9 protein-coding genes are annotated in these 25389 nt (G+C 64.0%); all 9 read right to left on the reverse strand.

The window, feature by feature from the left end; all coding sequences use genetic code 11:
• The 9 genes from AAGD32_00205 to AAGD32_00245 all read right to left on the reverse strand — a co-directional run bounded on the left by AAGD32_00205 (window position 1) and on the right by AAGD32_00245 (window position 25283).
• Window positions 1–564, reverse strand: a complete 564-nt coding sequence (locus tag AAGD32_00205) for a hypothetical protein (GenBank protein MEM8872654.1) — start codon at window positions 562–564, stop codon at window positions 1–3.
• Between the two features lie 67 nt (window positions 565–631).
• Window positions 632–14818 (reverse strand): CARDB domain-containing protein, encoded by a 14187-nt coding sequence (locus AAGD32_00210; protein ID MEM8872655.1) that lies wholly within the window; start codon window positions 14816–14818, stop codon window positions 632–634.
• A gap of 232 nt (window positions 14819–15050) precedes the next feature.
• Window positions 15051–16328, reverse strand: a complete 1278-nt coding sequence (locus tag AAGD32_00215; GenBank protein ID MEM8872656.1) for an ABC transporter permease — start codon at window positions 16326–16328, stop codon at window positions 15051–15053.
• Window positions 16325–17041, reverse strand: coding sequence for an ABC transporter ATP-binding protein (locus AAGD32_00220; protein ID MEM8872657.1), 717 nt, complete (start codon window positions 17039–17041; stop codon window positions 16325–16327). The genes AAGD32_00215 and AAGD32_00220 overlap by 4 nt, the downstream gene beginning before the upstream one ends.
• Window positions 17038–18858 carry an HlyD family efflux transporter periplasmic adaptor subunit gene (locus AAGD32_00225; GenBank protein MEM8872658.1) on the reverse strand — a complete coding sequence of 607 codons (1821 nt, stop codon included), beginning with the start codon at window positions 18856–18858 and terminating at the stop codon, window positions 17038–17040. Before AAGD32_00225 ends, AAGD32_00220 begins: the two co-directional genes overlap by 4 nt.
• A 35-nt stretch (window positions 18859–18893) precedes the next feature.
• A complete protein-coding gene (locus AAGD32_00230; protein ID MEM8872659.1) occupies window positions 18894–21062 on the reverse strand; it encodes a TolC family protein in 2169 nt (722 codons plus the stop codon).
• 96 nt (window positions 21063–21158) lie between these two features.
• Complete coding sequence (locus AAGD32_00235) at window positions 21159–22970, reverse strand: endo-1,4-beta-xylanase (GenBank protein MEM8872660.1); 1812 nt, start codon at window positions 22968–22970, stop codon at window positions 21159–21161.
• 82 nt (window positions 22971–23052) lie between these two features.
• Complete coding sequence (locus AAGD32_00240; protein MEM8872661.1) at window positions 23053–24015, reverse strand: prepilin-type N-terminal cleavage/methylation domain-containing protein; 963 nt, start codon at window positions 24013–24015, stop codon at window positions 23053–23055.
• Between the two features lie 83 nt (window positions 24016–24098).
• On the reverse strand, window positions 24099–25283 hold the full coding sequence (locus AAGD32_00245) for a LacI family DNA-binding transcriptional regulator (GenBank protein MEM8872662.1): 1185 nt from the start codon (window positions 25281–25283) through the stop codon (window positions 24099–24101).
• Between the last annotated feature and the right edge of the window lie 106 nt (window positions 25284–25389).

The following is a 25389-nucleotide window of genomic DNA, read 5'->3' on the forward strand; positions in this document are numbered from 1 at the left end:
TCATCGTCGTCGCAACAGCAGGCCCAGACCGGCGAGGCCGGCAAGCGCCGGCTCCGGTACCGCGGCGACGACGATCAGGCCGTTGACGATGTTCGTGGTGATACCCGCGCCGGCCAGGTCGAAGAACTGCGTGTCCGCCGCCCCGTCGGCGACGCCCGCGAGCAGCAGGTTGAAGCTCGCGTCGCTCACGCCGGTGGTATCGACCTCGAGTGTGACGAGTAGCCCATCGGCATTGGCGGTTTCGGTCGCGTCGATGATGCTGTAGATGCGGGTCGGCTCGGCGATCGAGTTGGTCTGATTGGCCGACCCGAGCTCGCCGAAGATCGTGCCGGTCAGCAAGTCGACGTCGGCGATGACCGGCGTCACGGCCAGCGCGTCGTTGAAGATCTCCGCGAAGAAGTCCACGCCCGCGACGGCATCGCCGCCCGTGACGTTGATCTCCAGCGTCTGTCCCGGCGTGTCCGCCGCGAGGTTGAACGTTCCGACGTCGATCGTCGCCCCTCGGGCAGAGCCGACGAGACAGAACGCGACCGTGGTCGCGATGAAAGTGGTGGATTTGAACATAACTCGTTTTCTCCTGTGAAATGGGTCCGCCGACCCTCAATGTAACACGTTCCCTCTTGAACGTTGGTTAGATTCCCATGCGTCCGATCAGTCCTGCCTGGTCGTCGTCATTGCCGCCGCTGGAGAGCAGCGGTGTTCGTCCGAACGGCGTACGCCCGCCGATGACGCCGCCGAAGGTTCCCTTGGCACCGCCACTGTCGCGCCCACCGTCGGACTCGCCGCTCAGGTTGATCAAGCGCAGTGGCGTGAAGCCGCTGAGGTTGTTGCGAACGATGATGGCGTCGCCGGCATCGACATCGCCGTCACGGTCGAAGTCGAAGTTGCTGTCGAGCCCTATCGACGAGAACCCGCTGAGGTTTTGTCGGGTGAGAATGACATCGCCGGCGTTGACGATCGCGTCCGTCGCGATGTTGCCGGTTTCGCCCGGGGCATTGCCGAAGTAGAACACGTCGGGTGCGCTCAGGCCGGTGTTGGCCATGGCGCGGACCGTGACCTCCAGCCAGGTCTTGGTGATCGCGCCGTTGTCCCAGATGAGCGTGACGCGGTCGCTGCCGCCCTCACCGGCCCCGCGTCGGACGGTGATGCTCGTCGGTGCGGTTGCTTCGGTCCATGCCTCCGGGTCGTTGTCGTTGCCGACCGTGAACGCGAAGTCGTCGACCGAGAGGTCATCACCGTCGGGCAAGCCGGCGATATCGATCATGATGCCGTTGAGCCCGTTGATGTAGCTGGTGTAGTTGGCAAAAGTCGCAACGCCGCCGGGGAGCAACGCGACCTTGTCCGGTGCAATGGCGGCATCGTCGTTGACGCTGGGGCCGGCGTCGCCGTCGAAGCCGCTGTCGTTGTAGAAGATGTGCCGACCGACCACCGAAGAGCCCGCGACGACCACGGTCGCGTCGGCGATTTGCGGCAATGCCTCTCGGTTGCTGGCGTTGTCCTGAGCGATCGTGACGAACTCGTACGTTCGCCCTGCGGCACCCTGGTACGGAGCGCTGGTCAGTTCGGTTCCGAGCAACCACGGCTCGTACGGACCACCGTCAACCGAGACGAACACGCTGTACGTCGCCAGACCCGAGCCGCCTGTCGGGTCGGACCCGGCCCATGCGACGTTGAACGTTGTTGTCTCCGAGTTCGTCGGTGCCGACGCGATGCTCGTCGGCTTGTCGCCATCGATCGTGATCGCCCACTCGGGGGTGAGGATCGGTGCGTTGGCGTCGAAGATGATCGATGCTTCGGCCGCGATAACCGTACCGGTGGGCGTGTCGGTTCGCGACCGCACGGTGTAGTCCACGAAACCCTCGCCGATGCCGGTACCGTCGTTAATCGGAAGAAGCCCAATGGTCGGGTCAACCGGGCGTTGGCCGGTGTCCGGGTCGAGGGTCTCGAATTCCCAGAACGCGACACCGGAGATGATGTCGATGCCGGCGGTGACTTCGACGAGGAAGCCCTTGGTTTCGGTCAGGTCGAGCCGGGTCTGGAAGAACGGCACGTCTTCGGGCACTTCGACAGTGACGTCGTTGAACCCGAAGCCGCCCAGGCGGAACGTGCGGAAGTCCAACGAATCGTCGAGCGGGTTCTCGATGCGGATGAATTGCGCCGGCGCGGTCGCCGTCTCCTCGTTCTCGAAGCGAATGCGGTAGCCGAGCGTTTCCTCAGCGGTGACGAACCGGCTGTCGCCATAACCCTCGGGTCCGAGGATGTCGTTGGGGTCGAACGACTCGACCCGTGCCAGACGTGCCTGCCAGCGACGCAGGCGATCGACTTCGTCCCAGTCGGGTTGATCGTCGCAGTTGTTCTGAAGGCAGAGCTTGAATCGCTGGTGTGCGTTTTCAATGCGTGGCCGCATTTGATCGAGCTGCCAGATCGCGGTCTCGGCGATTCGCAGGTCTCGCTCAACATCGGCAAGCCGGTCCTTCATGTCGTTGTAGATGCCGTCGTCGAAGATGATGTTCTTCAGATCGAGCAACAGGCCAAGAACGGCCGAGGCGGCGCCGACGTTGGTGAAGCCTGTCTGGTAGAAGTCGTCGGCACTGTCGATGACTTTGGTCAGCGCTGCGACCGAGGTATCGAAGGTTCCCTTGAGGAAACCGACGCTGTTGTTGGCCGCGTTGACTTTCTGTTGAGCCACGGAAACGTCGGTCGACGGGCTGACCAGTCCGCGGACCGCCTGACCCAGGCCGACCACCGCGTCGAGCACGCCGGTCGCGAAGAACGCACTTTCGAGGAAGCCGGCAACCGCAACGGCGCCGGTCCCTTGTGCGCCAGCGGCGGTCGCAGCAGTGGCGGCGGCCGAGGTGGCCGTGACGCCCAGCGCGGCCGCCACGCCAACGTATGCCGCCGCGACCGCACCGGTGAGCTTGGCTGCCCGTTGGACGTAGACGAGGAACGCGTCTTGCGCCGTGCGTTCGTAGGCCTCGTTCGCCTCGCGGGCACGCTGGGCGATGACCTGCTCAAGCTCGATGAGCGTGTTGAGGAAGATCAGCTCGTCGAGACACGCCGGGCAGTTGGCCTCGACCGCCGCTTCGCTCGGAAGCACGAAGCGGTCGCCGAACGTCGAGATTTCAAGGTTGGGAAAGCCGAGCGAAGCACGGGAGAAGTTGGCCAGACTTAGCGAATCGAGGAAGCCGTCGTCCGGGCTGGGGACGGTGATCTCCGCGAGGGACAGTAGTTCTGGTGCGTCGATGCCGAAGGCGATGGCCGTCACGGCCACGTCACCGACCGCGTCCACGCCACCACTGAGCACGACGGGAATGTCATCGCTGGCGTAGCCGAGGCGTTCGACTTCGAGCGTCATCGTGCTGCCCGGCGCGTCGATGGCGAAGATCTCGAACGTACCGTTGGTCCCGACCGTCGCGCTGCCGACCTCCACACCGTCGGCGTTGAGCAGTCGGACCGCTCCGCCGGAGACCGGATTCACGCCGGCGATCAATCGGCCCGTGACGCGTTGCGTAGTCGTGTCGAGGATGAGCTGCGGCGGTGCTCCCCCGAGCACCAACGTGTCGAAGGCCTCCGATCCCACGCCCTCGACGGTGACGGTGACGTCGTACGTGCCCGGGTCAGCGACGACCGAGAACGATCCGTCGGGCCGAAGCACGCTGGTGCCGACGACGGCGCCGCCGACCGGGTCGGTGAGGGTGACGACGCCCGCGCTGAGCGAATCACCCGCGGCATCGACAATGTTGCCGGTCAGCATGGTGATGATCGCGGCGTCCGCGTCGACGGTGCCGCCTGCGGCGGTGATCGTGACCGTCTCGGAGTCTTCACGCCCGTCGGCGTAGAAGGTGTCGATCTGGTAGGTGCCGGGTCCGAGACCGTTAAACGTCGCGGTCGCACCCTCGGGAACGAACTGGCCGTCAAGGATATCGAGTCGGCCATCGATCACGGCCATGAGCAACACCCGCGCCCCGCCGCCGCCGGTGACATTTGCGGTTTGAACCGAAAGTGATGCCGAACCGGCCGTGAGCGAGAGGTCAAGATCGTCACCACTGTTGACAGTGACGGGCGTCGGGCCGAACGTCTGGCCACCGGCGGTCGCGCTGACCACGAAATCGCCCGGCTCGAGGATGGCGAACGACCACACGCCTGCGGCATTTGTCTGCGTTGTCGCGATCACGACTTCGTCGTTGGCACGACGGAGCTGGACGATGGCCTCACCGGCCGGCGCGTTGTTGGCACCAAGCAACATCCCGCCGATCGTTGCTTCTGACGTGATGGCGAAATCGATTTCGCGCTCGGTATTGAGCGACGGAATGTTGATCGCGGTACTCCCGACATCACCGACGACCGGGACCACGACGTAATCACCGACCGGCAGACCGCCCACATCGTACGACCCGTTGGCGTTGGTCCGGCGGGTGAAGGCGAACTCGCCGTCGATCTCGGTGACCGACACCGCGATACCGCCGACGCCAAATCCGTTGAGCGTGACTTGGCCTGAGATGTTTCCGCCGGGGAACACGTCGAGGTCGAAGTTCGAGCGCTGCTCACCTTCGGCGAGCGAGAACGGCACCGGCGTCGCAACGCCCTGTCCATCGATCACGCGAAGGTCGTAGTCACCGGCTTCGAGATCGCCGAAGTTGAACTCGTCATCAACGCCGATGGTCTGCTGGGCGAAAGGTTCCCCGTCTCGGAAGAGTTGAACCGTGATTTGCTGCACGTCGGGCAGGTCGACAAGATCGACCGTCCCGGATGCCGAGGCGGCCAGGGTCAGATCGATCGTTCCGAGGTCGACTTCCCCGGCGGCACCGATCGTCACCGAGACCGTCTGGGCCAGGGAGCCTTCGGCCTTGAGCGTGAGGTCATACGTGCCGGCCGAGAGGTGCTCGACGAGGAAGATGCCCCCGCCAGTGGTTCCAATGATCGGCGGTTGACCAGGTACGTCGACGGTCGCAAGCAGTTCCGCGATCCCGATCGGCTGACCGTCGATCGTGACTTTGCCGCGGATGATGGACTCGGGCTCCAAGGTGGTGTTGAGGAGAACGATGTCACCATCCCCACCGACCGTGACATCGATGATCCGTCGGGCCAATCCGTCGGCATCGACCATCAGCCGGTAATCGCCGGCTTCCAGGCCGCTAATGCGGAACGTGCCGTCGACGTCGCCACGCAGCGAAACCGGCGGTCCGTCGAGCAGTGTCACTTCCGGCTGCACCGGCGACCCGTCGCCATCGAACACCGTGCCGCGAATCTCCGAACTCTGTTGTAGCGCGATTTCGATCCCGGCGACTGCATCTTCGGCACCGACCTGAACCTCGACGTCAGCGATCGGCAGGCCATCAGTGACGGTCAGCCGGTAAGTGCCCTCGCTTACATCGAGCAGATGGAACCGACCGTCGCGGTACGTCGTCGTGAGGAACCGCTCGCCGGTGTCGATGTTGCGAGCCTCGACAACGCGGTTGGCGATGTCGACGCGGAAGCTGTCGGCCGTCACATGACCGCCGATCGAGCGGCCAAGTTCGGCATAAGCGGCGATCAAGTTCAGTTCGAGCAACTCAGGAACGAAGGCAACCTGCGGGTTGGTGATGAGTCGGTTCGCACTCTCGGACATCGCCGTGAGCAGTGCCCCCCAATCCGGTCCGACCACCTCGATCATCCGATCGAACGCCTGATCGAAGCGGTCCTGTGACCACGTCGGTTGCAGCTCCCGTAGGTCTTCCCGGACAAGTTCGTAGTCGATGGGCACGCTCGGGTCCTCGCTGAGCACGAAACCGCTGACGTCGTGGGTTCCGTCGGTGAGACCGCCGGGGCTGGTGAGGACGATCGAGGACGCGGCGCCGGGGGGGAGGATGCCGCGCGGCCCGGAATCGGCGAGGCCGACGAACGTCAGACGTGGTCGGGTGATCGAGTCACCGCCGAAGCCATAACCGATGCCGATGTCGCTGAACTGCAACACCGGTGCGAACACGTCGTTGAGACTACTGTTGCCCCACGACATGGTCAGCGGCGTCGGCGCTCCCGGGCGGGCGCTGCCGGGGGTGATGCCGTTGAACTGCGCGCCATCGGTCGCGAGGGTGTCGACGACCTCAAAGACGTCGAGCGTCAGATCGGACTCGCCGGTACTGGCCTTGTCGAGCCGCAGGCCGAAGCTGCTCGCCTCGATGCCGGTGAGATCGAACGTGGCATAGAGCTTGGCGTCGTCGACACGGAAGTAGCTCTGCGCGGCGATCTCGGTGCCGCCGGTAACAAGTGTCGCGGTGACGGTGCGGTCGAAGCGTGCGCCGTCGATCTCGACGGTGCGAAGCCCCGCGTTGCCACCGATCCCAAGGTTTTCGCTGAGCAGGCCGAACGGCACGAGCCGGGCGGTGATCGTCAGATCGTTGTCCGGTGAGAAGTCGGTTTCGGAGACGAACGCCGTGACGAAGTAGGTGCCGGCCTGCGTGTTGGGGACCACGACCCGTTGGTCGCGCTGGAGCGGCCGGTCGTAGGCGAAGTCGAAGTTGTTGCGGGACGCAACGCTGTCGTACTTCACATAAAGCTCGGTCGCACCGAACCCGCTGGTCGCGTTGAGATCCACCAGGAGCGTCTGATCGGCGGTTACCTCGACGCGGTAGTACACGAACCGTCCCCCCTGAACGGTCGTGTCCACCGGCACGTCAAGCGTGAGTTGTGGGATGGTGATTTCGAACGCGTCCATCGTTGCCGACGCGTTGTTGTCCTCATTGGTTTCGACGATGAAGTTGAGGATGTCGGAGCGGACGATGACGTAGTAGTCGCCGGTCGGCAGGCCCGGCAGCGGCGCGGTCGCGGTGCGGGTGTACGTCTCGCCATCGGCGACGGGGCCGGTGACGCGGACCTCGGAGAAGAGCGGATCGTTGATGTCCCAGACCGGGTCGGCCGAGATGTAGAGCGAATCGGTCCAGCTGCCGATGATCTCGGCCGGGCCGCTGTTGGTCACGGAGTAGGTGATCGACGCGTCCTGCCCCGCGAAAGCGTCGACCGGCAACGGGATCAGGCCCGCGACGAGATCGACCGGCGGCGCGAGCTCGATATCGATGCCGTCGGGATCGGCGGCGGTGTTGTTCAGCTCGCCGTTGCGCTCGGGGATGTAGCCGCCCGAGTCGACCCGGGCGACGATAAACCAGTTGCCCGTCACGCCGGCCGGAAGACGCACGCTCGTGTTCAACGGCAACTCGGATTGAGCGTCGAGGTCGCCCACGAGCACGCTCTTGAGCGTTTGGTCGCCGGAGTCGAACGACGTGTCGGCGGACAGGTAGAACGTGGTGAAAAAGTTGCGGCCGGTGGTGAGATCGCCGTCGTTGCGGACGGTGAAGTCGATGTCGATGTCGCGGCCGGAGAAACCCGTGTCGGCCGCGTCGATGCTCGTGATGATCAGATCCGGCGTCGGGCCGGGCGTGATGGTGATCGGCTGTACCGTGATGTTGTCGACCTCGCCGGCGACCCCTTCGGGCACGCGCTGGAACGAGTCGGTCACGACGATCACGAAGTAGTCGCCCGGCACTTGCTCGGTGAACGAGATGCCACCGGTGTAGCTCTCGCCGGCATCAAGGATGTCGTAGTTGCGGTAGATGCCGATCCGCGGATCGCGTGGATCGAAGATCGAATCCGTCGAGAGGTAGACCGACTCTTCCCAGTAGTCTGTCTCAGTCGGGCCCCCGCCTTGGTTGGTCGTCGTCCAGGTGACGGTGATCGGGCTGCCGCTGACGGTCGGGGTTTGCGGGGCGATGTCGCTGACGACAAGGTTGGGCAAGTTCTCGGTGACGGCGACCGGCACGACGATGTCGTTGTCGACCTCGTCCTCTCCCTCGAAGACCCGGTTGTTGTGATCGGTCCGTAGGATGAGGAAGTAGTCGCCGGGATCGGTGCCTTGCGGGACGGCGGCGAACAGTGACGCGTCGTACGACTCGCCCGCGTCGAGAATCTCGTCGCGCAGGACTCTGCCAAGGTACAGATCCCCAAAGCCGAACGTCTCGTCGGTCGACAGGTAAAGCCGGTCTTCCCATTGGCCTGTGCGCGTGTCGCCGATGCCTTCGTTGACGACGCTGTAGTCGACGAGGATCGGCTCGCCGGTCACGAGGGTCGACGGCAGGTTGTTCGACGTGATTCGCAGGTCCGGCAGTTCCTCGGCGACATCGACCGATGACGCGATGAGGTTGTTGTCGCGGTCGAGCTCGAAAACGCGGACAAGGTAGTCGGTGCGGAGAATCAGGAACTGCGTGCCGCTCGCGTCGACAGGCACAGTGAAGCCGATGGTCGTGTCGTAGCCCTCGCCGGGTTGGAGCACGCCGTTGTAGTTTCGCGTGCCGATGCGTTGATCAGTACCGTCGAGGATGTCGTCGTCGGAGATGTAGACGGCGTCGGTCCAGCTACCGCGATCGGTCGCGGTCGAGCCGAGGTTGTCGACGCGGAACGTCATCGCCGCCGGCTTGCCCGAGACAAGCTCGGTCGGCACCGATACGGGCGTCGCCACCAAGTCCGGCGGCGGCGTGAGCAACACGCTGACCGCCTCGGAGGCGAGGTTGTTGTTCTCGAACGGACCCTCGAAGACTTGGTTGATGGCATCGGCTTCGAAGAGGAAGAAGAACTCACCGCTCAGACCGACCGGGATCGTGACGAACTGCTCGTAAACCACCGACCCGTTGGCCGCGATGCCGGGGCTGGAGAAGGTTTGCAACAGCGTGTCGCCGCCGCGTTGATCGTCGTTGCTGAGCCAGATGCGGTTGTTGAAGCCGCCACTGGGCGTTTGGCCGATGTTGTCGACACGGAACGTGACGAGCACGGGCTGCCCGCTGAAGGCGTTGTTGGGCGAGTTGCTGAACCCGACCGTGAGGTCCGGCGGCGGCGTGAGTTGGACGTCGATCGTCTGGCTGGCCGCGTCGTTGTTGTCTTCGAGGCCGACCTCGCGGACGTTGTTGTTGCCGTCGGCGCGGACGACGAACTGGTAGTTGCCCGCGAACTCGATCGGGATCGTGACATCAAGGCTGTTGGCGTAGCTCTCACCGGGTCGCAGGAATGCGGCGTTGCGTGCCCGGCCGAGATACTGGTCGCCGGTGTTGATCTCATCGTCGAGTGAAAGGTAGACGTGGTCGTACCAGACGCTCGCGTTGGTGTCGGCCGTTCCTTGGTTGGTCACGGTCCAGGTGACCGTCGTCGTCTCACCGCTGAACATGCTGTCGGGCCCGTCGACGTTCGACGTCACCAGGTCCGGCTGCGGTGCGAGGCTGATGTCGATCGGCAAGTTGGAGACGGCGGCGTTGTTCGCTTCACCACCGACTTCGACGACCTGGTTGAACACGTCGCTTTGCACGACAATGAAGCGATCCTCGTCGAGATCGACCGGGAGCGTGATGTCGACCGTTCGCAGGACCGACGAGCCCGCCGGAATGGTGCCGGTGAAACTGAAGTCACCGATGAAGCTGTCGCTTCCGATCGTGTCGTCGCTGCTGAGGTAGAGCCGGTCGGAATAGGTTCCGTTGAAGTCGGCCGTACCGTCGTTGGTGATGGTCCAGGTGATGACGATCGTCTCACCCGAGAGTGCGGTCGTCGGGCCTTGGATATTGCTTGGGATCAGGTCGACTTGCGGGGCGAGCGTGACGGTCGTTGGCGTCGACGTAATCCCGGCGTTGTCTGTCTCGTTCAGGTATTCTTCGACGACGTCGCCGATGTCGGTGCTGACGACAAACCAACGCTCGCCATCGGCATCGAGCGGTACATCAACCGTCGCGGTGCGGCTGATCGACTGGCCCGCGAGGAGTGTGCCGGTGAACGGAACGTCTTTGAGGAACTGATCGCCGCCGATGGTGTCGTCTGTGCTGATGAACAGGCGTTCGTTGAACGTGCCGGTGAAGTCCTGATCGCCCGCGTTGGTCAAAGTCCAGGTGACGTTCACCGTCTCACCCGACGACGCCGCGGCGGGCGCGGTGACGTTGGTCGCGGTCAGGTTCGGCAGCGCGGGTGCCTCGACCGTGATCGGGCCGATCGTGACGATGTTGTCGGCTTCGTTGGCTTCGGTGATTTGTCCGTTGGTGTCCGCGACGACGTGCAGGTAGTACGTGCCGGGCGGTCGATTGGTGTCGAGGCCGAGCGTGATCTGTGGCGTTCGGTTGTACGTCGCGCCGTCGGCGAGCGGGATCACGTCCGCGGTTCGCTCGAAGTAGATCGACTCGGCCGTGCCGTCGAGGATCGGCGAAGTGGAGATGAGGATGCGATCAGCCCACTGCGCGGTTGCCGGGTCGGTGCCGACGTTTTCGACGGTGAAGTCCACGACGAATGGGACGGTCATCGTGACCGTCGGCGGCGCGGTCGCGGCCGCGACAGCCAGATCCGGATTCGCGAGTGTGATAACGGCCACTACGTTGTCGTCACCGACCTCGCCGGGCGTGCCGTCCTGGTCTTGGTCGATTGCGGTGCCGAGCGTGTTCTGGATGGTCGGGCGGAAGGTGAACGTGTAGTCGCCGTTGACGGTCTGATCCGCGAAGCGGAGCACGATCGAGCCGTCGACGACCTCGATGCCGTTGAACGAGTCAATCTGATCGAGCAGGTCGACGCCGCCGGGACCGGTGAAGGCGATGAGATCGTCGAGCGTGACACTGGCCGGATCGATCGGGAAGTCAAAGTTGAACCGGGCTTCCGAAAACGGTGCGGCGGCCTGTGCGGGCGTGGAATCGACGTAGACCGGGCCACCGGGGTTGACCACGAAGATGCCGGCGAACGCCGCATTCGCATTGCCGTAAACGTCGGTGACCGCGCCGGCGGCAAGGGTGTATGCGTAGTCGAAGTTGCCGCCCGGGCTGTCGAGCGTGTAGCGGACGGTGTACGCGTCGATCATCTCGACCGCGTTGACGGTCGTTTCGTTGTCGACGCTCAGTGCCGCCGCGGCGTTGGCACCGAGTTGGACCGGCTCATCGAAGCGGAACAGCAGTTCGGCGACGCCCCCCGCGAGGCCGCCGTCGGCGGGTGTGGCTTCGACGATCGTCGGCGGGATGTCGTCGGCGCTGTTGCCGGTGATGGTGAGCGTGAGCAGGCCCCCGCCGCTGTTGCGGTTGACGCGGATGTTGTGATAGCCGGTTTCGGTGGCGGTGAACGTGAGCCGCGCGTTGACAGCTTCGCCCGAGTCGCCGTCGGCACCGAGCGAAACGCCGCTCGGACTCGATACCTGGATGCTGGGATTGAGATCGTTGCCCTCGGGCATGAACGGCGTGCCGGTCTCGACGGTCACGACATCGCCGGCTTTGGCGAAGAAGCGGTAGTTCACGAACGCGCTGAACGCGCGGAGATCGTCGATGGACTTGCCCGACGGGCCGATGATGCTCGCGGGGTTGAACGCATGGCCGCGGACGGTCGCGTCCTTGCCGACGGTCAGCACATACCCGCCCGCGCCGACGACGCGGGCATACACCTCGCCGTCTTGGTCAGGGACATAGGTGGCGATGCGTTCGTTGGGGAAGCTGGTTTGTTCGGAGCCGGGTTGGTCGGACGCGAGGACGTTCCCGTTAGCGTCTTCGAAGCGGACGAACACGTCGGAGAACTCGGTGCTGTCGATGAAGAGCGACACCTCCTCGCCGGCTGCGGTCGGGACGCGGAAGAGGTCCGCATCGTCGGCGACAGGTTTGGACTCGGTGATGGTGACTTCGTTGGTCGGGCTGCCACCCGTAACGACGCCGATGTTGGGCCGGACGCTGATGCGGATCACGCCGTCGGCGGCGAGTTCGCGGTATTGCTCCGGACTGATCGTGACCCGTCGGGCGTTGACGTTGTTGCTACCGCCACCGACGAACCGCGAGACGACACCCTCTAAACTCACGAACAGCTCGCCCGCGCTGAACGGCTCGCTGCTGTCGAACTGGAAGACGACATCGCCGACCGGATCGGCGCCCGCGGCAAACTCCACGACCCTCGGCTCGTACAGCGTGAACCCGCCGCTGAGTTCTTCGACGCTTTCGATGATGCTCGTCGAGACCGAACCGAGCGCGCCGTATCGGCCCGAGCCGTTGGTGTAGCTGATGAGCGTCGGGGCGATATCGGTTGCGGTCGCGGCGGTGTCGCCAGCCTCGGCGTTGGTCGCGCCATACGCGGCGTCGATGCGGTACGCGCCGGTGCCGCCGTCAACGCTGGTGACCTCGATCTCGAAGTCGGTGCCCGACAGAACCGGTAACACGACATCGCCACCTGCGGCATCGGCGGCGACGTTAGCCAGTTCGGTCCCGCCGCTGTCCCGGACAATCACGCGGAACTGCCCCGCCCCGCCCACATGCGTGAGTGTCAGCGCGATCGGCCCGTCACCCGGGTTGGCGAGCGAGAACGTGTCGACGTCGGCCGGGTCGGTGATCGTGCCGCCGATCCGCGAGGTGTAGATGCCGCTCTGGAACGGCTCGACGGCTTCGAGCGCGGGCATCGCCGTCACGCCGGTGCGATCCACGAGGAAGTTCACCACGAAGTCGTCGCCGACCACGCCATCGCCCGAGGGCAGACCGAACGATGGCGTTCCGTCGAGCGAGATGCCGCCGAGTCCCTGAATCCGGGGCGGGCCGTCGTTGAACGTGCCGTCGGGGTTCGGCAGTGGTTCGGCGAGCAGCCGAAGCTCCCACACGCCTTCATCGAGATCGTTCACGCTCCAGTCGAAGTACGGGTCTTCGTCGTCGGGCTCCTGGTAGGACAGCGTGGAGCCGGGAATCGTCGCGCCAGTGATCGCGTCGGTGAGCGTGACGTCGTCGAGGGTCAGAATGATCTGGCCAAAGAAGCCGCCACTGACGAAGTCGATCAGCGGTCGATCGAAGGTCGCGCGATAGGTGAACGGCCCCGCCGGCACAATGTCGCCGGGCATGACGCTGCTGCCGATGACGCGTGGCCCGCCGAGGAAGTCGAACGTCTGGCTGAACGTCTCGGCAAGCGGCAGCCCGCTCGCGCCGAGCAGATCGCCCGATTCGATGCGCAGCTCATACAAGCCCGGCTCGGCGGACAGGCCAAACGTGTCGAAGACGAACCGGTTGCCCGAGATTTGGGTGAAGCCGTTGGCCGAAAGCGACGTGCCGTCGGGTGTGATGATCTGCAGATCGCCGAGGTCGACCGAGCTGAGCAGCACGGCATCGCTGAGCGTGACGCTGATCGACTCGGGGAAGCTCGCGACGCCGTCGAGGTCGTAGCTGCGGTACGGGTCGGTGAAGGTCGCCGACGTAACGGTCGGGCCGACGGTGATGCTGTGATCGCTGCCGACAAGGTATCCGCCGAAGCCGCTGTTGGTGCGGACGACGGCGGTGTAGCGCGAGCCGGCGGGTGTGCCGGTCGGAACGGTGAACGTGATCGACGGATCAAACCCGTTGGTGTCGTCGGCCGAAAGGATCAGCGTGCCGGTCTCGTCGAACAGGTCCAACGCGAGGTCGACGAAGAACTCGGTACTGTCGGCGGCGCTGAGCGTGATGGTTTCGCCGGCGTTGACGATCAGGTCGTACCGGTCGCCCCCGCCCGAACCGTCGGGCGTGTTGCCGTTGAACGACACGTTGACCTGATAGTTGAAATCTTCGCCGTCGAAGTCGGGCTCGCCGCCGCCGAACGGGTCGTAGAAGTCGTTGGGGAATGAGGAAACGCCGAGGTAGACATCGCCTTGGTAGCCGAAGTCGAACGCATCGAAGAAGATGTACGACGCGAGGCTGCTGTCGTCGACCGGGTCACCGAACTCGTCGAGTTCATCGTCCGGGTTGTCGTCGTCCGAGTACGCGATCTCATCGCCGAATTCGTCGAAGAGACGCAGGATCGAATCGCCTCCGAAATCGACGAGGTCGAGATCGATCTCGAGGATGTCAAACTCGCTGACGAAGCCGAGGTAGAACATGTCGACATCGCCGAACGAGCCTTCGATGAAGCCGTCGATGACGATCGCGGTGCCGTCGGAGTCCGCGTCGTTAGCGCTGAAAATGTCGTCGTTGAACTCGGACTCGGTGACTTGGTTGCCGCCGCTGCTTGCCTGCCCGAAGCCGGCGACGTCGGTGCCGGGTAGCAGATCCTGGGTGCCGTCGATGCCGAGGGTAAGGCCACGGGTGGCAACGAGGTTGTATGTGCCGGCGGAGAAGCCGGTCACACGGATGAAGTAGGTGCCGGCCGTGGTGGTTTCGAAGTGCTTGACGAACTCGGTGACGTTCCCCGCACCATCGGCGGCGTCGACGATCATGTTGCCGGCCGGGTCGAGAACGTCGAACCCGGCCACCCCGGAGATCGCGACCGACACCGGCTGCTCGGCGGCGACGTCGAAGCTAAACACATCCACCGCGCCGTTGTCCGTCGAACCACGCACGGCCATGCGGTCACCGGTGCCCAGCGGGATGGCCGAGTCGTCGATGGCCTGGGCGGCCGGTGCGATGTCGTTGGACGGGCCGCCGAAGTTCTCCAGCTCCCAGTCGGCGTTGGTGGCGAAGTCGATCAGGTAGTCGCCACTGCCGGTGAGCACCTCGACGCCGACCGACTCCGGACCGGCGGGCCGGGCGACGTTGCGTAGAATCACGGGCTCACCGACCGCGCCGGTTTCTGTCACGCCGTCGTACGTCACCCTCAGTTGCATCGACGGATCGAGTGGTCTCACGGCGACGCTGACCTTGCCGTCGTAGAACGAGTCGAACTCGTATGTGTCGGACTGCCCCGCGCTACCGGCCGTGACCGTGGTTTGTGCACCGCCCACCAGCGACTCCAGCGGACCGAGTAGAAACGAAGTCACCGGAAACGTCGCCAGTAAAAGCCGTCGGTCGAGTGCGTCGATCGTGAAGTCGGGGGCGGCTTGGGCCCGGCGGAGCGCGGCGTGGGCGGATTTCATGGGGTCTCCCGGAAACTTGGAGCGCGTACGGATGCAGTCGAAAGGGCAATCGCGGCGATTGCCGCGCATGGAAAGCCCTCGTGCCCCCCTATGCGTCACGGTGATCGGGGCGGGGTCAGCAAAAATTCAGATTATCGACCCACGCGTTGCGCGCGGCTCGGGGTCTTGAGAACACGGGGGAAATGCACGGGTTGTGCGGCGGCGTGGGATGGTCCGCGGTTGCCCGCAGCCGTCACTCGTGCCGGAGGGCCTGGATGGGGTCCAGGTTGGCGGCGCGGACGGCCGGATAGAGCCCGAAGATGATGCCGGTGACCACGCTGATGCCGACCGAAAGTGCGAGCATCCACGGCATGATCTGGGTGGGCATGCCGGCGTACCAGGTGATTGCCGCAGGGATGACCAGCCCGACGCCGATGCCGACGAGCCCCCCCACGGTCGTGAGCACGAGCGTTTCGATGAGAAACTGCTGGATGATCTGGGACCGGCGTGCCCCGATCGCGCGGCGAATGCCGATCTCGCGGGTGCGCTCGGTGACCGAGGCAAGCATGATGTTCATGATGCCGATGCCGCCGACGAGCAGCGAGATGCCGGCGATCGAGCCGAGCACGATGTTGAAGGTCCGCTTGGTCCGCTCGGCTTGGCGGAGCAGTTCGAGCGGGACGGTCATCTTGTAGTCGCCCTTGGGGTGGTGCAGGTCCATCACGCGCTGCACCGCGTCCGCGGTCTGGGGCACGTTCTCCATCTGGTCGACCTCGACGATCATCTGGTGCAACTGCACTTCCTCGCGGGAGAAGTTGCCGGCGGAGATTTCGACGAAGATGTCGCCGAAGCGTTCCTTGGCGACGGCGAGCGGAACGTAGGCGTCGACGTCCTGGTCGGGGGTGGGCAAGCCGGTCCCGCCGGTGGCCGTGCCGTCGCCGGCGGACTGGACGATGCCGATGACTTCGTAACTGCCGCCGCCGATGGAGACACGGTTGCCGACGGTCGACTCGCCGGCCAGCAGTTTGCGCGCGCCCGACTCGGTGAGCACGACCACGTCATTGAAGTTCAGTTCATCCTGTCGGCTCATCACCCGCCCCGCCTGGACAGGCCGGGGAACAAGCTCGAACCAGTCGGCCGTGGTACCGACAAGGCGGAGTTCTTCGACGTTCCGTCCGAGCCGCCCTTCTTCGCGGATGGTCTTGGCCGGGACGACGCGGGCGACCGACGGGATGGTACTGCGGATACGGTCGACGTCGTCGTAGAGGATGCCGAACTTGTTGAGCCGCGTACGTTGGCCACCGGAGTTGCTGGCTTCCTCGACGGGTTCCTGGCTCTCGATGAGGATGTTGTTGGAGCCAAGTTTTCTGATCTGTTCGCGCGCTTCTCGACTCGCACCCTCGCCGACGCTGAGCATCGCGATCACGCTGCCGACGCCGAACACCACGCCCAACATCGTGAGCGCCGACCGCAGCTTGTGCAGCAGGAGCGTCTTGATGCCCAGACGGATGTTGCGGAGGAGTTTGCTCATGCGGCGACCACCGATCGGCACTCGTCCCGCTCGATCAGACCGTCACGCATGTGAATGTTCCTCGCCGCGAAGGCGGCGATCTCCGGCTCGTGGGTCACCATCACGATCGTTTTGCCCGCGTCGGACAAACTCACGAGCAGCTCCATGATCTTGTTGCTCGTCGCGGTATCGAGGTTGCCGGTCGGTTCGTCGGCGAGGATCAGGGGCGGGTCGTTGGCGAGAGAGCGGGCGATGGCGACGCGTTGTTGTTGGCCGCCAGAAAGCTGCGAAGGCCGGTGGTTGAGGCGGTCGGCGAGCCCGACGGTCTCGGCCAACTTCGCGGCCGTCTCCGCCGCGCGGGCCGGGTCACTATCGAGGTAGAACAACGGCAGTTCGATGTTTTCGCGAACGGTCAGCTGCGCGATGAGGTTGAACGACTGAAACACAAAGCCGAGTGCACGCAGGCGGAAGTCCGAGAGTTCGTCATCGTTCATCCGTGAGACATCCTGGCCCTGGAGCAGGTATTCGCCGGAGGTCACGCGGTCGAGTGTGCCGACGACGTTGAGCATCGTCGACTTTCCCGAACCGGACGGTCCCATAAGTGCGACGAACTCACCGGGCTGGATGGTCAGATCGACGCCGGCGAGCGCGTGGACTTTTTCGTTGCCCATGATGTAGGTCTTGCGGACTTGCCGCAGGTCGACGACGGCGTCGCGCGTGACGGATTCGCTCATCGGCCACCGCCGCCAAAACTCGGCATCTCGACGTTGTACTTCTTCGCCATCTCTTGGCCATAACGCATCATGCCCTGGAAGTCGCGATCGTCGCGGAGCCGTTTGAACTCGGCCTTTTCCTCGTCGGTCATCTTGGCCTCGAGCTCCTGCTGGGCCTTGCGGTACTTGGCCATGGTGTCGGCGTCGGGCATGCCGCCGCGTTGTCCGCCACGCTGCTGGGCGTTGGCGTTTTCGTCGGACTCGGCGGGTTTGGCCGTCGGGTTCGACTTGGCTTGCTCGGCGGCTTCACGCTGCTCCGCGGGGATCGCGTCGGCGTCGATGGCGCCCGTCGTGCCGGTGTCATCGAGCGGCGGTGCGAGCATGACTTTTTCGCCTTCGTTGAGCCCGTCGGTGATGACGATCATCGTGTTGTTGTCGAGGCCGACTTCGACCGAGCGTTGTTCGATCTCGCCGTCCTTGGTCATCACGAACGCCGTCGGCTGGCCGGCGACGCGGACGACCGATTGCACCGGGACGTAGGTCGCTTCGTCGAAGTTCTCGACGATGATCTCGGCCCGACAGCTCATGCCGGTGCGCAGTTCATCGCCGTTCCCGGTGATGGTGATCTCCGTGTTGTAAACCTTCAGGTCCGGGTTGAGCCAGGATGAGGTCGCGTCGGGAAGCGGTGCAATCTTGGACACCCGGCCCCAATATTCGCTGCCGGGCAGTGCGTCGATTGTGATGCGAACCGGCAGGCCGATACGGACTTGGTCGAGACTGCTCTCGTGGACCTTGATCTCGGCGACGCGGTCGGTCGCGGTGGGCAGGTAGATCAGTTCCTGGCGCTCTCGGATTTGTTGCCCCTCGGCGAGGGGTTCCTGGTTGCCGCGCCAGCCTCCGCCACGGCCGGTGGTGGCGTACACGACCAATCCGCCGCGCGGGGCGTAGATCTTGCCCTTGCTGATCTGGTCCTTGATCTTGACGAGCCTGGACTTCTGGCGTTCGAGTTCGGCGGACTTGGCCCGCACGTCTGCTTCGGCCTGAACGACATCGGCACGGGCTTTGCGCTCGGTCCGTTCCAGTGCCAGCTCGGCTTGTTCCACGTCGGCGTCGAGTTGGGCGACTTGCCGTTTGTAGGTGTAGTCGTTGAGCAGCTTCAGGTCTTCACGCGAGAGCATCAGGTTGACCTCGGCGCGGTTCAGACTGAGTTGGTCGGCCTTGAGCTCGGTTTCGCTGATGAACGATTCATCGAAGAGACGTTGGCTGCCGTCAACTTTTTCCTTGGCGCGCTCGAACTCTTCCTCGGCAAGCACGATCGCGTTCTCGGCTTCCATCAACAGCTTGGGATACTCGCCATCGACGTATTTTTTGCGATCTTCGACAGCGAAGTCGAAGTCGAGCCTGGCCTTGGAGACGTCGGCCTTGGCCTGGTTCTCGGCGACGGCGAGGTTTTCGGTCGCGCGGACGTAAGCCGCGTCGGCATTCTGGACCGCGATCTCTTGATCGACAAGCCGGTCACTCAATTGGCTGACATCGAGCTCGGCCAGCAGATCGCCTTCCTCGACTTGGGAGCCTTCCTCGGCGAGGGTGAGGATGGTGGTTTGCCCCTCGATTTCGTTCTTGATGATGATCTGTTCGGCGGCCTTGATGGTGCCGGACTCGCTGACGGTGACGACCATCGGGCCGCGTTTGGTGACGAAGGTGAGTTGGTCGGCCGTGTTGTCGGACTCGCCGCCGAGGGTCATGTAGGCCGCCCCGCCGATGACGGCCGCGAGGATGACACTGGCCGCGACAATCGGGCCGGACTTGGTGCGACGGGTTGCGTTGGTGGCGGTCATGGTTCTTGGGAAGAGGAAGGGGAGAAAAGAATAGCTTAGGAGTCCGGGCTTCCGATCAGGTCCAAAACCGTTGAATTCATGCCGGTTTCATTCACTTCCAGTACGCCCAGATCGCGTTGAAGTTCTAACTCGGACAGGTAGAAGCTCACCAAAGCCGCCGTGAAGCCGTCTTGGGCGTCGACCAAGGCGTCTTCGGCCTCGGTGACATCACGCACCTCGGCGCGGCCCAACTCGAGCAGCAGATTCGCCGCCGCGGCCCGGCGTTCGGCAACGCGAATGGCCTGGGCTTGAATGCGGAGGTTCTCGGCGGCGACGCGGATCGACCGCAGGGCTGAGAGGATGTCGAATTTCACGGCGTCCTCGAACTCCTGTGCGTCACGAATGGCGCGGTCGAGTTCGATCAACGCCACGCGGTAGGCGTTGCGTTCGGCGGTGCGTTCGATCGGCAGGTCGAACCGAAACCCGCCGGAGTAGGTTCCGTCTGAAAAGTTTAGGTCGAGGTCGTTATCGAGGTTGCCGCTGAACGGCCCCCGGCTGCTGCCCACCGCGGCACCGGCGGAGAAGTCGAGCACGCCTTCCAGACCGTCGGCCGCGACGACCACGGCCCGCTGCGCGTCGATCACCTGGGCGAACTCGATGCTCAGGTCCAACCGATTGGCCAGCGCGATCTTGATCGCCGAGTCGCGGAACAGTCGGTCGGCGTCCTCCAGCGGATTGGCGAACGACGTGTTCTCGCCGCTGGAGCGGTCCCGGCCCGGTTGGGTGCTTGGCTGAGTTCCAGATTGGGTTCCCGGTCGGGTGGCGGGTCCGGTCGTCGGCCTTGTGGAAGGCCGGGTGGCGGGCTGGGTCGCGGCATCACCATCGGCCCTGCCGGGGTTGGTGGCGGGTGACGTCGTGGACTGCAGCCTGATCGACGCCATGGCTTCGGTTCCGATCACGCGCTCGGCCAACGGTTGCAGCCGCTCAAGTTCCGCCGGGTCCAGTTCGATCGTCGCGTCCGGCGGCAATCCGAGGAACACCTTGAACGCGTCGAGTTGCTCCTCGTAAAGCTGCTCGGCACTGATCAGACGGGTGAGGGCGTCGAGCTCGTTGTTGACCGCCTGGTCCACCTGAATTCCGGGCAGCTCACCTTCCTCGAAAAAGGCACGCGATCGTTCGGCGTTGTAGCGCAGTCGGTCGTAGTTGGCCTGGCTGTTGGCGATGGTGTCGAGCGATTGCAACACGCTGAAGTACTGCGTCGCGACATCCACGGCGAACTCGCGCTTGAACCGTTCGAAGTCCCAGATGGAGTAAATCGCGTTCCGCTCGGCCTGTTGGAGCGGCTCGGTCACGATCTCGACGCCGGCACCTTGCAGCAACGGGACCGTGATCGACGCATCGGCGAACAGCCCGAATGACTCTTCTTCCGTTCCGCTGAGCAGTTGCGAGAGGTCGAGGCCGATGCGGGTGGTGAGCAAGGCACCGGTCTTGAACGCCTTGTCGAGGCTCAGCGACGGCGAGACGACCACGCCGCTGGTGTCGGCCCCTTCGAGTTCGCTCAACACGTCCGCCTCGAGCAGGCCGGCAAAGCGGAACTCGAACTGGTCGCGCTCAAAGTCGAGGTTGAGCGCGGTGATGAACACGCCCTCCTTCGCGGTCTGGTACGCCCGGCTGTTGCGAGCGCCGATTTTCAGCGCATCAATGAGCGTGAGGACGACGGGTTCGGGTTCGTTGTCGCCGGTGGCCCGTTCGAGACGGATCGGGCCGACGAAGCCGGGGTCGGCGGCGGGTGCGGCACTGCCGGGATCGGTGCCGATCTGCGTCGAAAAGACGTCCGTGGCGATCGTCGGCGTGCGGGTGCCGGTGACGTTGACCTTGCGCTGCGAAGCAACGTGTGCGCTCTCCGGAAGCGGCACGCCACCGGTCACGCCGGCCGGTTCCTTGGGGACGGGTGTGAGGTACTCCCGGCCGAAGCTCGCCGGGCCCGCGCCGGGCAGTGCCTGGTCGATCATCAGCCGGCGACGAAGTTGGTCTTCGGGCGACTCGATCGAGAACGGCCGAGTCGTACCAAGGGCTGACGCCTGCTTTTGTTGGATGATGTCGTACGCGGTTTTGTCGGCGTCCTCGACCGCCGCCTCGGGTGACAGACACCCCGCCACCGAAAGTGCGGCGGCGGTGATGAGAATAGGTTGAAGTCGAGATCGTCCGCCGAAAGACTGCGTCATGCCGACTTAACGCTATCAGGAAGCGCTGGTTCGGTCACCGAATGTTCTTTTTGGCACACGTCAGTTCATGTCGATCGGGCTGGACGGCACCTTGGGTCAGTTCATGGTGATGTCAGCCCCGTCGCGCGTGAGCTCGATTTGGCGGGTCTTGGTCGTGCCGTCGGGGAGGGTGACGGTGATGTCGTAAGTGCCGAGATGGCCTCGCACTTGGGCGAGCCCGTCGTCGTCGGTAGTGCGGACCATGTCGGTGTGCCATTGATCGAGGACGAGCTCGCGCCAGGTATGGGCATGGTTGCGGGGCTGGTAATCCTCGTCGAACATGGCCGCCCGTGGTCGCCAGTGATTGCCGGCATAGAAGCCCCACACCAAAAACCCGTCGACATCTTCGTGGCTGTATGCGGCGATGAGCGTGTCACGCAGGAAGTCGGCTTGAAGTTGATCGTCGTCGACGTCGAGGTCGTACTCGGTGACCTTGATGGCCAGGCCGAACTCGGCGATGCGGTCGTAGATCGCGAGTTGGGTTTCGGGTGCGGTCAGGCTGTAGCCGAAGTGCCCTTGCACGCCTACGCCGTCGATCGGTGCGCCGGCGTTGAGGAGCATCTGGATGATCTCGTAGTATCGCTGATGGTGCGGCGTGTTGGTTGAACCACCGGCGGCGAGGATGCCCCAGTCGTTGATGTACCACTTCGTGTCATCCGCACCGGCGGCCGTGGCGGCTTCATCGGCGGCTTCGAACCACTCGGCCATCACCTCGTCGCCGAGGATGTCCATGACGTCGTGGTTGTTGAACGGCTCGTTCAGCGCGTCCCATTCGTCGATCCGTCCCGCATGGGTGGTCACGGTCTCGCGAACATGCGTGTAGATCTCGGCGCGAAGTTTCTCGGGCTCGTCGGCGAGAGCTTGCAATCGTTCGGGCAGGTTCGGCCAGCCGGGCCAGACCAGGACATGCCCCCGGACGGTTTTGTCGTGTTGGTCCAACCACGAGAGCGCGGCGTCGATGTCGGCGGGCTTGGACACGCCAAAGTCGTTGAATTCCATGAACGGCCATTTCAGATCGTTCTCGAAAACGACTTCGTTGAAGAACTCGTCGACGATGTCGCGGTACCAGTCGTCGGCGGGTTCCGTGCCTGCCAGCCGGTTGGCAACGACGGCGGAGCCGAAGGCGAATGCGTTGCGAGTCTGGTCGATCTCGACACGCACGCCTTCGACGGGATTGCCGGCGGCATCGACGACGCGGACGGTCAGGTCGGCGGTACGGATTTGCTCGATGTGCTCCAGCGCTGCCTGGCGCCATGCCGCGTCGTCCTCGCGTCCCGAGTAGCTCACCGGGGTTTTCGGGAGGTCGGCCGTTCCGAGCGCGTCGCCGTAGTGAAGGACCTCCACGCCGGCGATGTCCACGGTCTGATTGGAGAACCCGGTGTTGATGCAGATCTGGGAATCACCCGCGTCGAAGTCTCGGCCCGCGATGAAAGGCACGTCGATCCGCTTCCAAGCGCCGGCGGTGCTCGACTCGAAGTTGACCGACGTGTCGTAGCCGTCGCGATTGAGTTGGAAGACGATGCCCGCCGTGCCCGACCCGGTCATGCTCTCGGCACATCGCATGTAAAACCTGGCGTGCAGCACGTCGCCGCGTTTGATCGGTTTGTCCGGGAAGAACTGAAGCTGGATGTCCCACGGGTTGCTTGGTTGCCCGATGGTCTGGACCCGAAACGCCTTTGCGTCGGGCGGCAGATCGCCGCCTGCGTCCTTGTCCACGTCGACCACGACAACCTCGGCCATGTCCGGATCGGGCAGGTGAACCTCAAGCTTTTCGACCGTCGGTCCGTCGATCAGCGGCGTCCCACCATCGGGAAGGTCATCGGCAGCAATGCACAGAAGTGCGACGAAGCAAAGGAGAAGGCGTTGCATGGCGTTGGTCCCGGTGGAGTAGCGGGCGAAACAAAAACATCCGGCCGCGATCAGGCGGCCGGGTGCCGTGAGAAGTGATCGATCAGTTGGGCGTGGGGACGTTGATCTGACCGCGCGTCATCTCGGTCTGGAACTGGTCACGCACGCGGTAGCTTTCGACGTGGCCGTCGGCACTAAGAGCATTGACGAGTGAATCGCCATTGTGACGGAAGCGAATGTTGCCGCCATTCTGGTCACCATCGGTGTTGAACTGGCCGAGGCCGTCCGTGATGTCGATGGAGTTGCCGGGGTTCATCCACTCGATGCCCGGGGTGAGGCTGTAGTCGTCGGTGAGATACGTGTCGTAGTAAAAGCGGAACGCGTCGAGCCGGTATGCACCAGAGAAGGCACCCCAGTTGAGGTCGACTTCCGGGGTATCCGGGTCATCGAATGTGCTGGGCACTTGTGCACCGTCGAAGATCAGTACAACGCTCGAAGAGTTCGTCACACGTGTGATCTTGTAAGGCCGTGACCAGTAGGGTTGGCCGGAAGTACTCGTGGCGTTTTTGTATCCGTCTTGGTCACCCATGTTTGGCATGAGACGCGGGTGGGCCGAGTAGTGCGTGAGCTGCGTCTGTGCGTCAGCCGATATCTCGCTGGCAATGGCCGTTGGGCACTCGTAAACCTGGCGAACCTTGGCACGCCCCTGCTCGGCCGCGTCGTCATCGGCGTAGTTGCCGGAGCCGCCGCCGATCAGAGAATGGATCAGGACCGTCCAGTCGGCACCGCTGTCGCCGTTGTCGACCGTCGCGGTACTCCCGTCAGTTCGGGCCAACCCGTCCCAGAAACCGTATGGCAACGTGTTGTTGTTCTCGTTGACGTAGATCATGATGCCTTGACCGATCGACCGCTGGTTTGCGGCGCAGGCGACGGTTTGAGCCTGGGCACGCGCCGATTGCAGCGACGGCAGCAGGATGGAGATCAGCAATGCGATAATGCCGATCACGACGAGCAACTCCACGAGCGTGAAGCCCGAGCGTTGCGAAAACTTCTTCGAACAGTTCATAACAAACCTCCTACAGGTTGCGATTGGGCCATCCCACGGACGGCCAAGGTCGGTCGCGACGGATCAACGCCGCGGCAGATGAGTCAGGTGTCGTCCTCCACTCGGGTTGCTCCGGATCGTGGTGGTGCGGTCGACGCTCGAACGATGACGTGTTCATCGAGAATGTGCTTCGCTTGTGCGGCTGTGTCATCGACCTCGAGCCCCTTGTTGTCGCGGTCGAGTGCGTCAAGCATCAACGTCGCCCCGAGTCGGCCCAGTGCATCGGCCGGGACGTCCACCGTCGTCAGTGCAGGTGACGTATACGCCGTCGGATACACGTCGTTGAAACAGCAAACGCTTACGTCGTCAGGCACCTTGACGCCTCGTTTGACCAGGAAGTGAAGCAGCTCGATGCCCTCCGAATGGGAGTATCCCATGATGGCCGTCGGGCGATCGGCAGGTTTTCCGGACAGTGCGTCGAAGAACATCGACAGGAATGCATCGCGTGTCACATGCTCGACCCGCGTTCGCATCCCATGCTTTTCGGCCTGATTGACGAACGACTTGGCCCGCGTTGTTTTGCTGAAGTGATCGATGCACTCGGTATTGATCCACATCCAGGTATGCCGATGACCTAGATCGGCGAGGTGATCCGTGAGCAGCCGAGCACCGTTGTCATCGTCGGGCAGTGCGACCGGCCGAAGCTCCTCATCGGTGACGTTGAGCAACACGATCGGCTTGCGGACTTCGCGGAGGTAGTCGCGGAGTGCATCGGACATGGCGTGCATCGCGATGCAGCCATCGAGCCCGTAACCGTCCACAATGCGTGACCAACTGGGGTGGGTGTTGTTGTGATGATCGGGGGCGGCGTTGGCTCCGACGGGTATAAACACAAGGTGGTAGCCAGCTTGGCTGAGGTGTCGGGTTAGCGCCCGAATCATCGGCTCGTACACGCTGTCGAGGATCGGGGCGTCACCGGTGTAGAGCAGTCCGATCGTGTGGGTGCTCCCGGCCGCCAACGCGCGAGCCCTGAGGTCCGGCAGATAACCGAGGGCGCGGGCAGCCTCTTGTACGCGGGCCTGGGTCTCGGGACGGACCAACGCCCGGACGCCGTCGGCCGACCGACCCGCACCGAGTACCCGGCTCACCGTGGCCTTGGACAAACCGCAATATCGGGCGATGTCTGCGATCGTCGGCCGGTCACCCGTTGGTGCCTTCGACACCAATTGCGGCGCGGATGACAGCGCGGTGGGTGAAAGCGAGCGGGATACGAATGAAACCGGTTTCATCGCGGATCACCGCGAATGTAACCGGTTACATTGCGGGGTCAACCCCTGTGCTCAATTGTCACGCACCTCGCCCGGTGTTCCGGTTTTGAGCCGCTAAACAGCGATT

The sequence above is a fragment of the Planctomycetota bacterium genome (genome assembly GCA_039182125.1).
GTDB lineage: Bacteria > Planctomycetota > Phycisphaerae > Tepidisphaerales > Tepidisphaeraceae > JBCDCH01.

Bases quoted from the DNA above. Each gene is read 5' to 3' on its own strand.
- AAGD32_00205 (MEM8872654.1), bottom strand. From the start codon at position 564: ATGTTCAAATCCACCACTTTCATCGCGACCACGGTCGCGTTCTGTCTC.
- AAGD32_00210 (MEM8872655.1), bottom strand. From the start codon at position 14,818: ATGAAATCCGCCCACGCCGCGCTCCGCCGGGCCCAAGCCGCCCCCGAC.
- AAGD32_00215 (MEM8872656.1), bottom strand. From the start codon at position 16,328: ATGAGCAAACTCCTCCGCAACATCCGTCTGGGCATCAAGACGCTCCTG.
- AAGD32_00220 (MEM8872657.1), bottom strand. From the start codon at position 17,041: ATGAGCGAATCCGTCACGCGCGACGCCGTCGTCGACCTGCGGCAAGTC.
- AAGD32_00225 (MEM8872658.1), bottom strand. From the start codon at position 18,858: ATGACCGCCACCAACGCAACCCGTCGCACCAAGTCCGGCCCGATTGTC.
- AAGD32_00230 (MEM8872659.1), bottom strand. From the start codon at position 21,062: ATGACGCAGTCTTTCGGCGGACGATCTCGACTTCAACCTATTCTCATC.
- AAGD32_00235 (MEM8872660.1), bottom strand. From the start codon at position 22,970: ATGCAACGCCTTCTCCTTTGCTTCGTCGCACTTCTGTGCATTGCTGCC.
- AAGD32_00240 (MEM8872661.1), bottom strand. From the start codon at position 24,015: ATGAACTGTTCGAAGAAGTTTTCGCAACGCTCGGGCTTCACGCTCGTG.
- AAGD32_00245 (MEM8872662.1), bottom strand. From the start codon at position 25,283: ATGAAACCGGTTTCATTCGTATCCCGCTCGCTTTCACCCACCGCGCTG.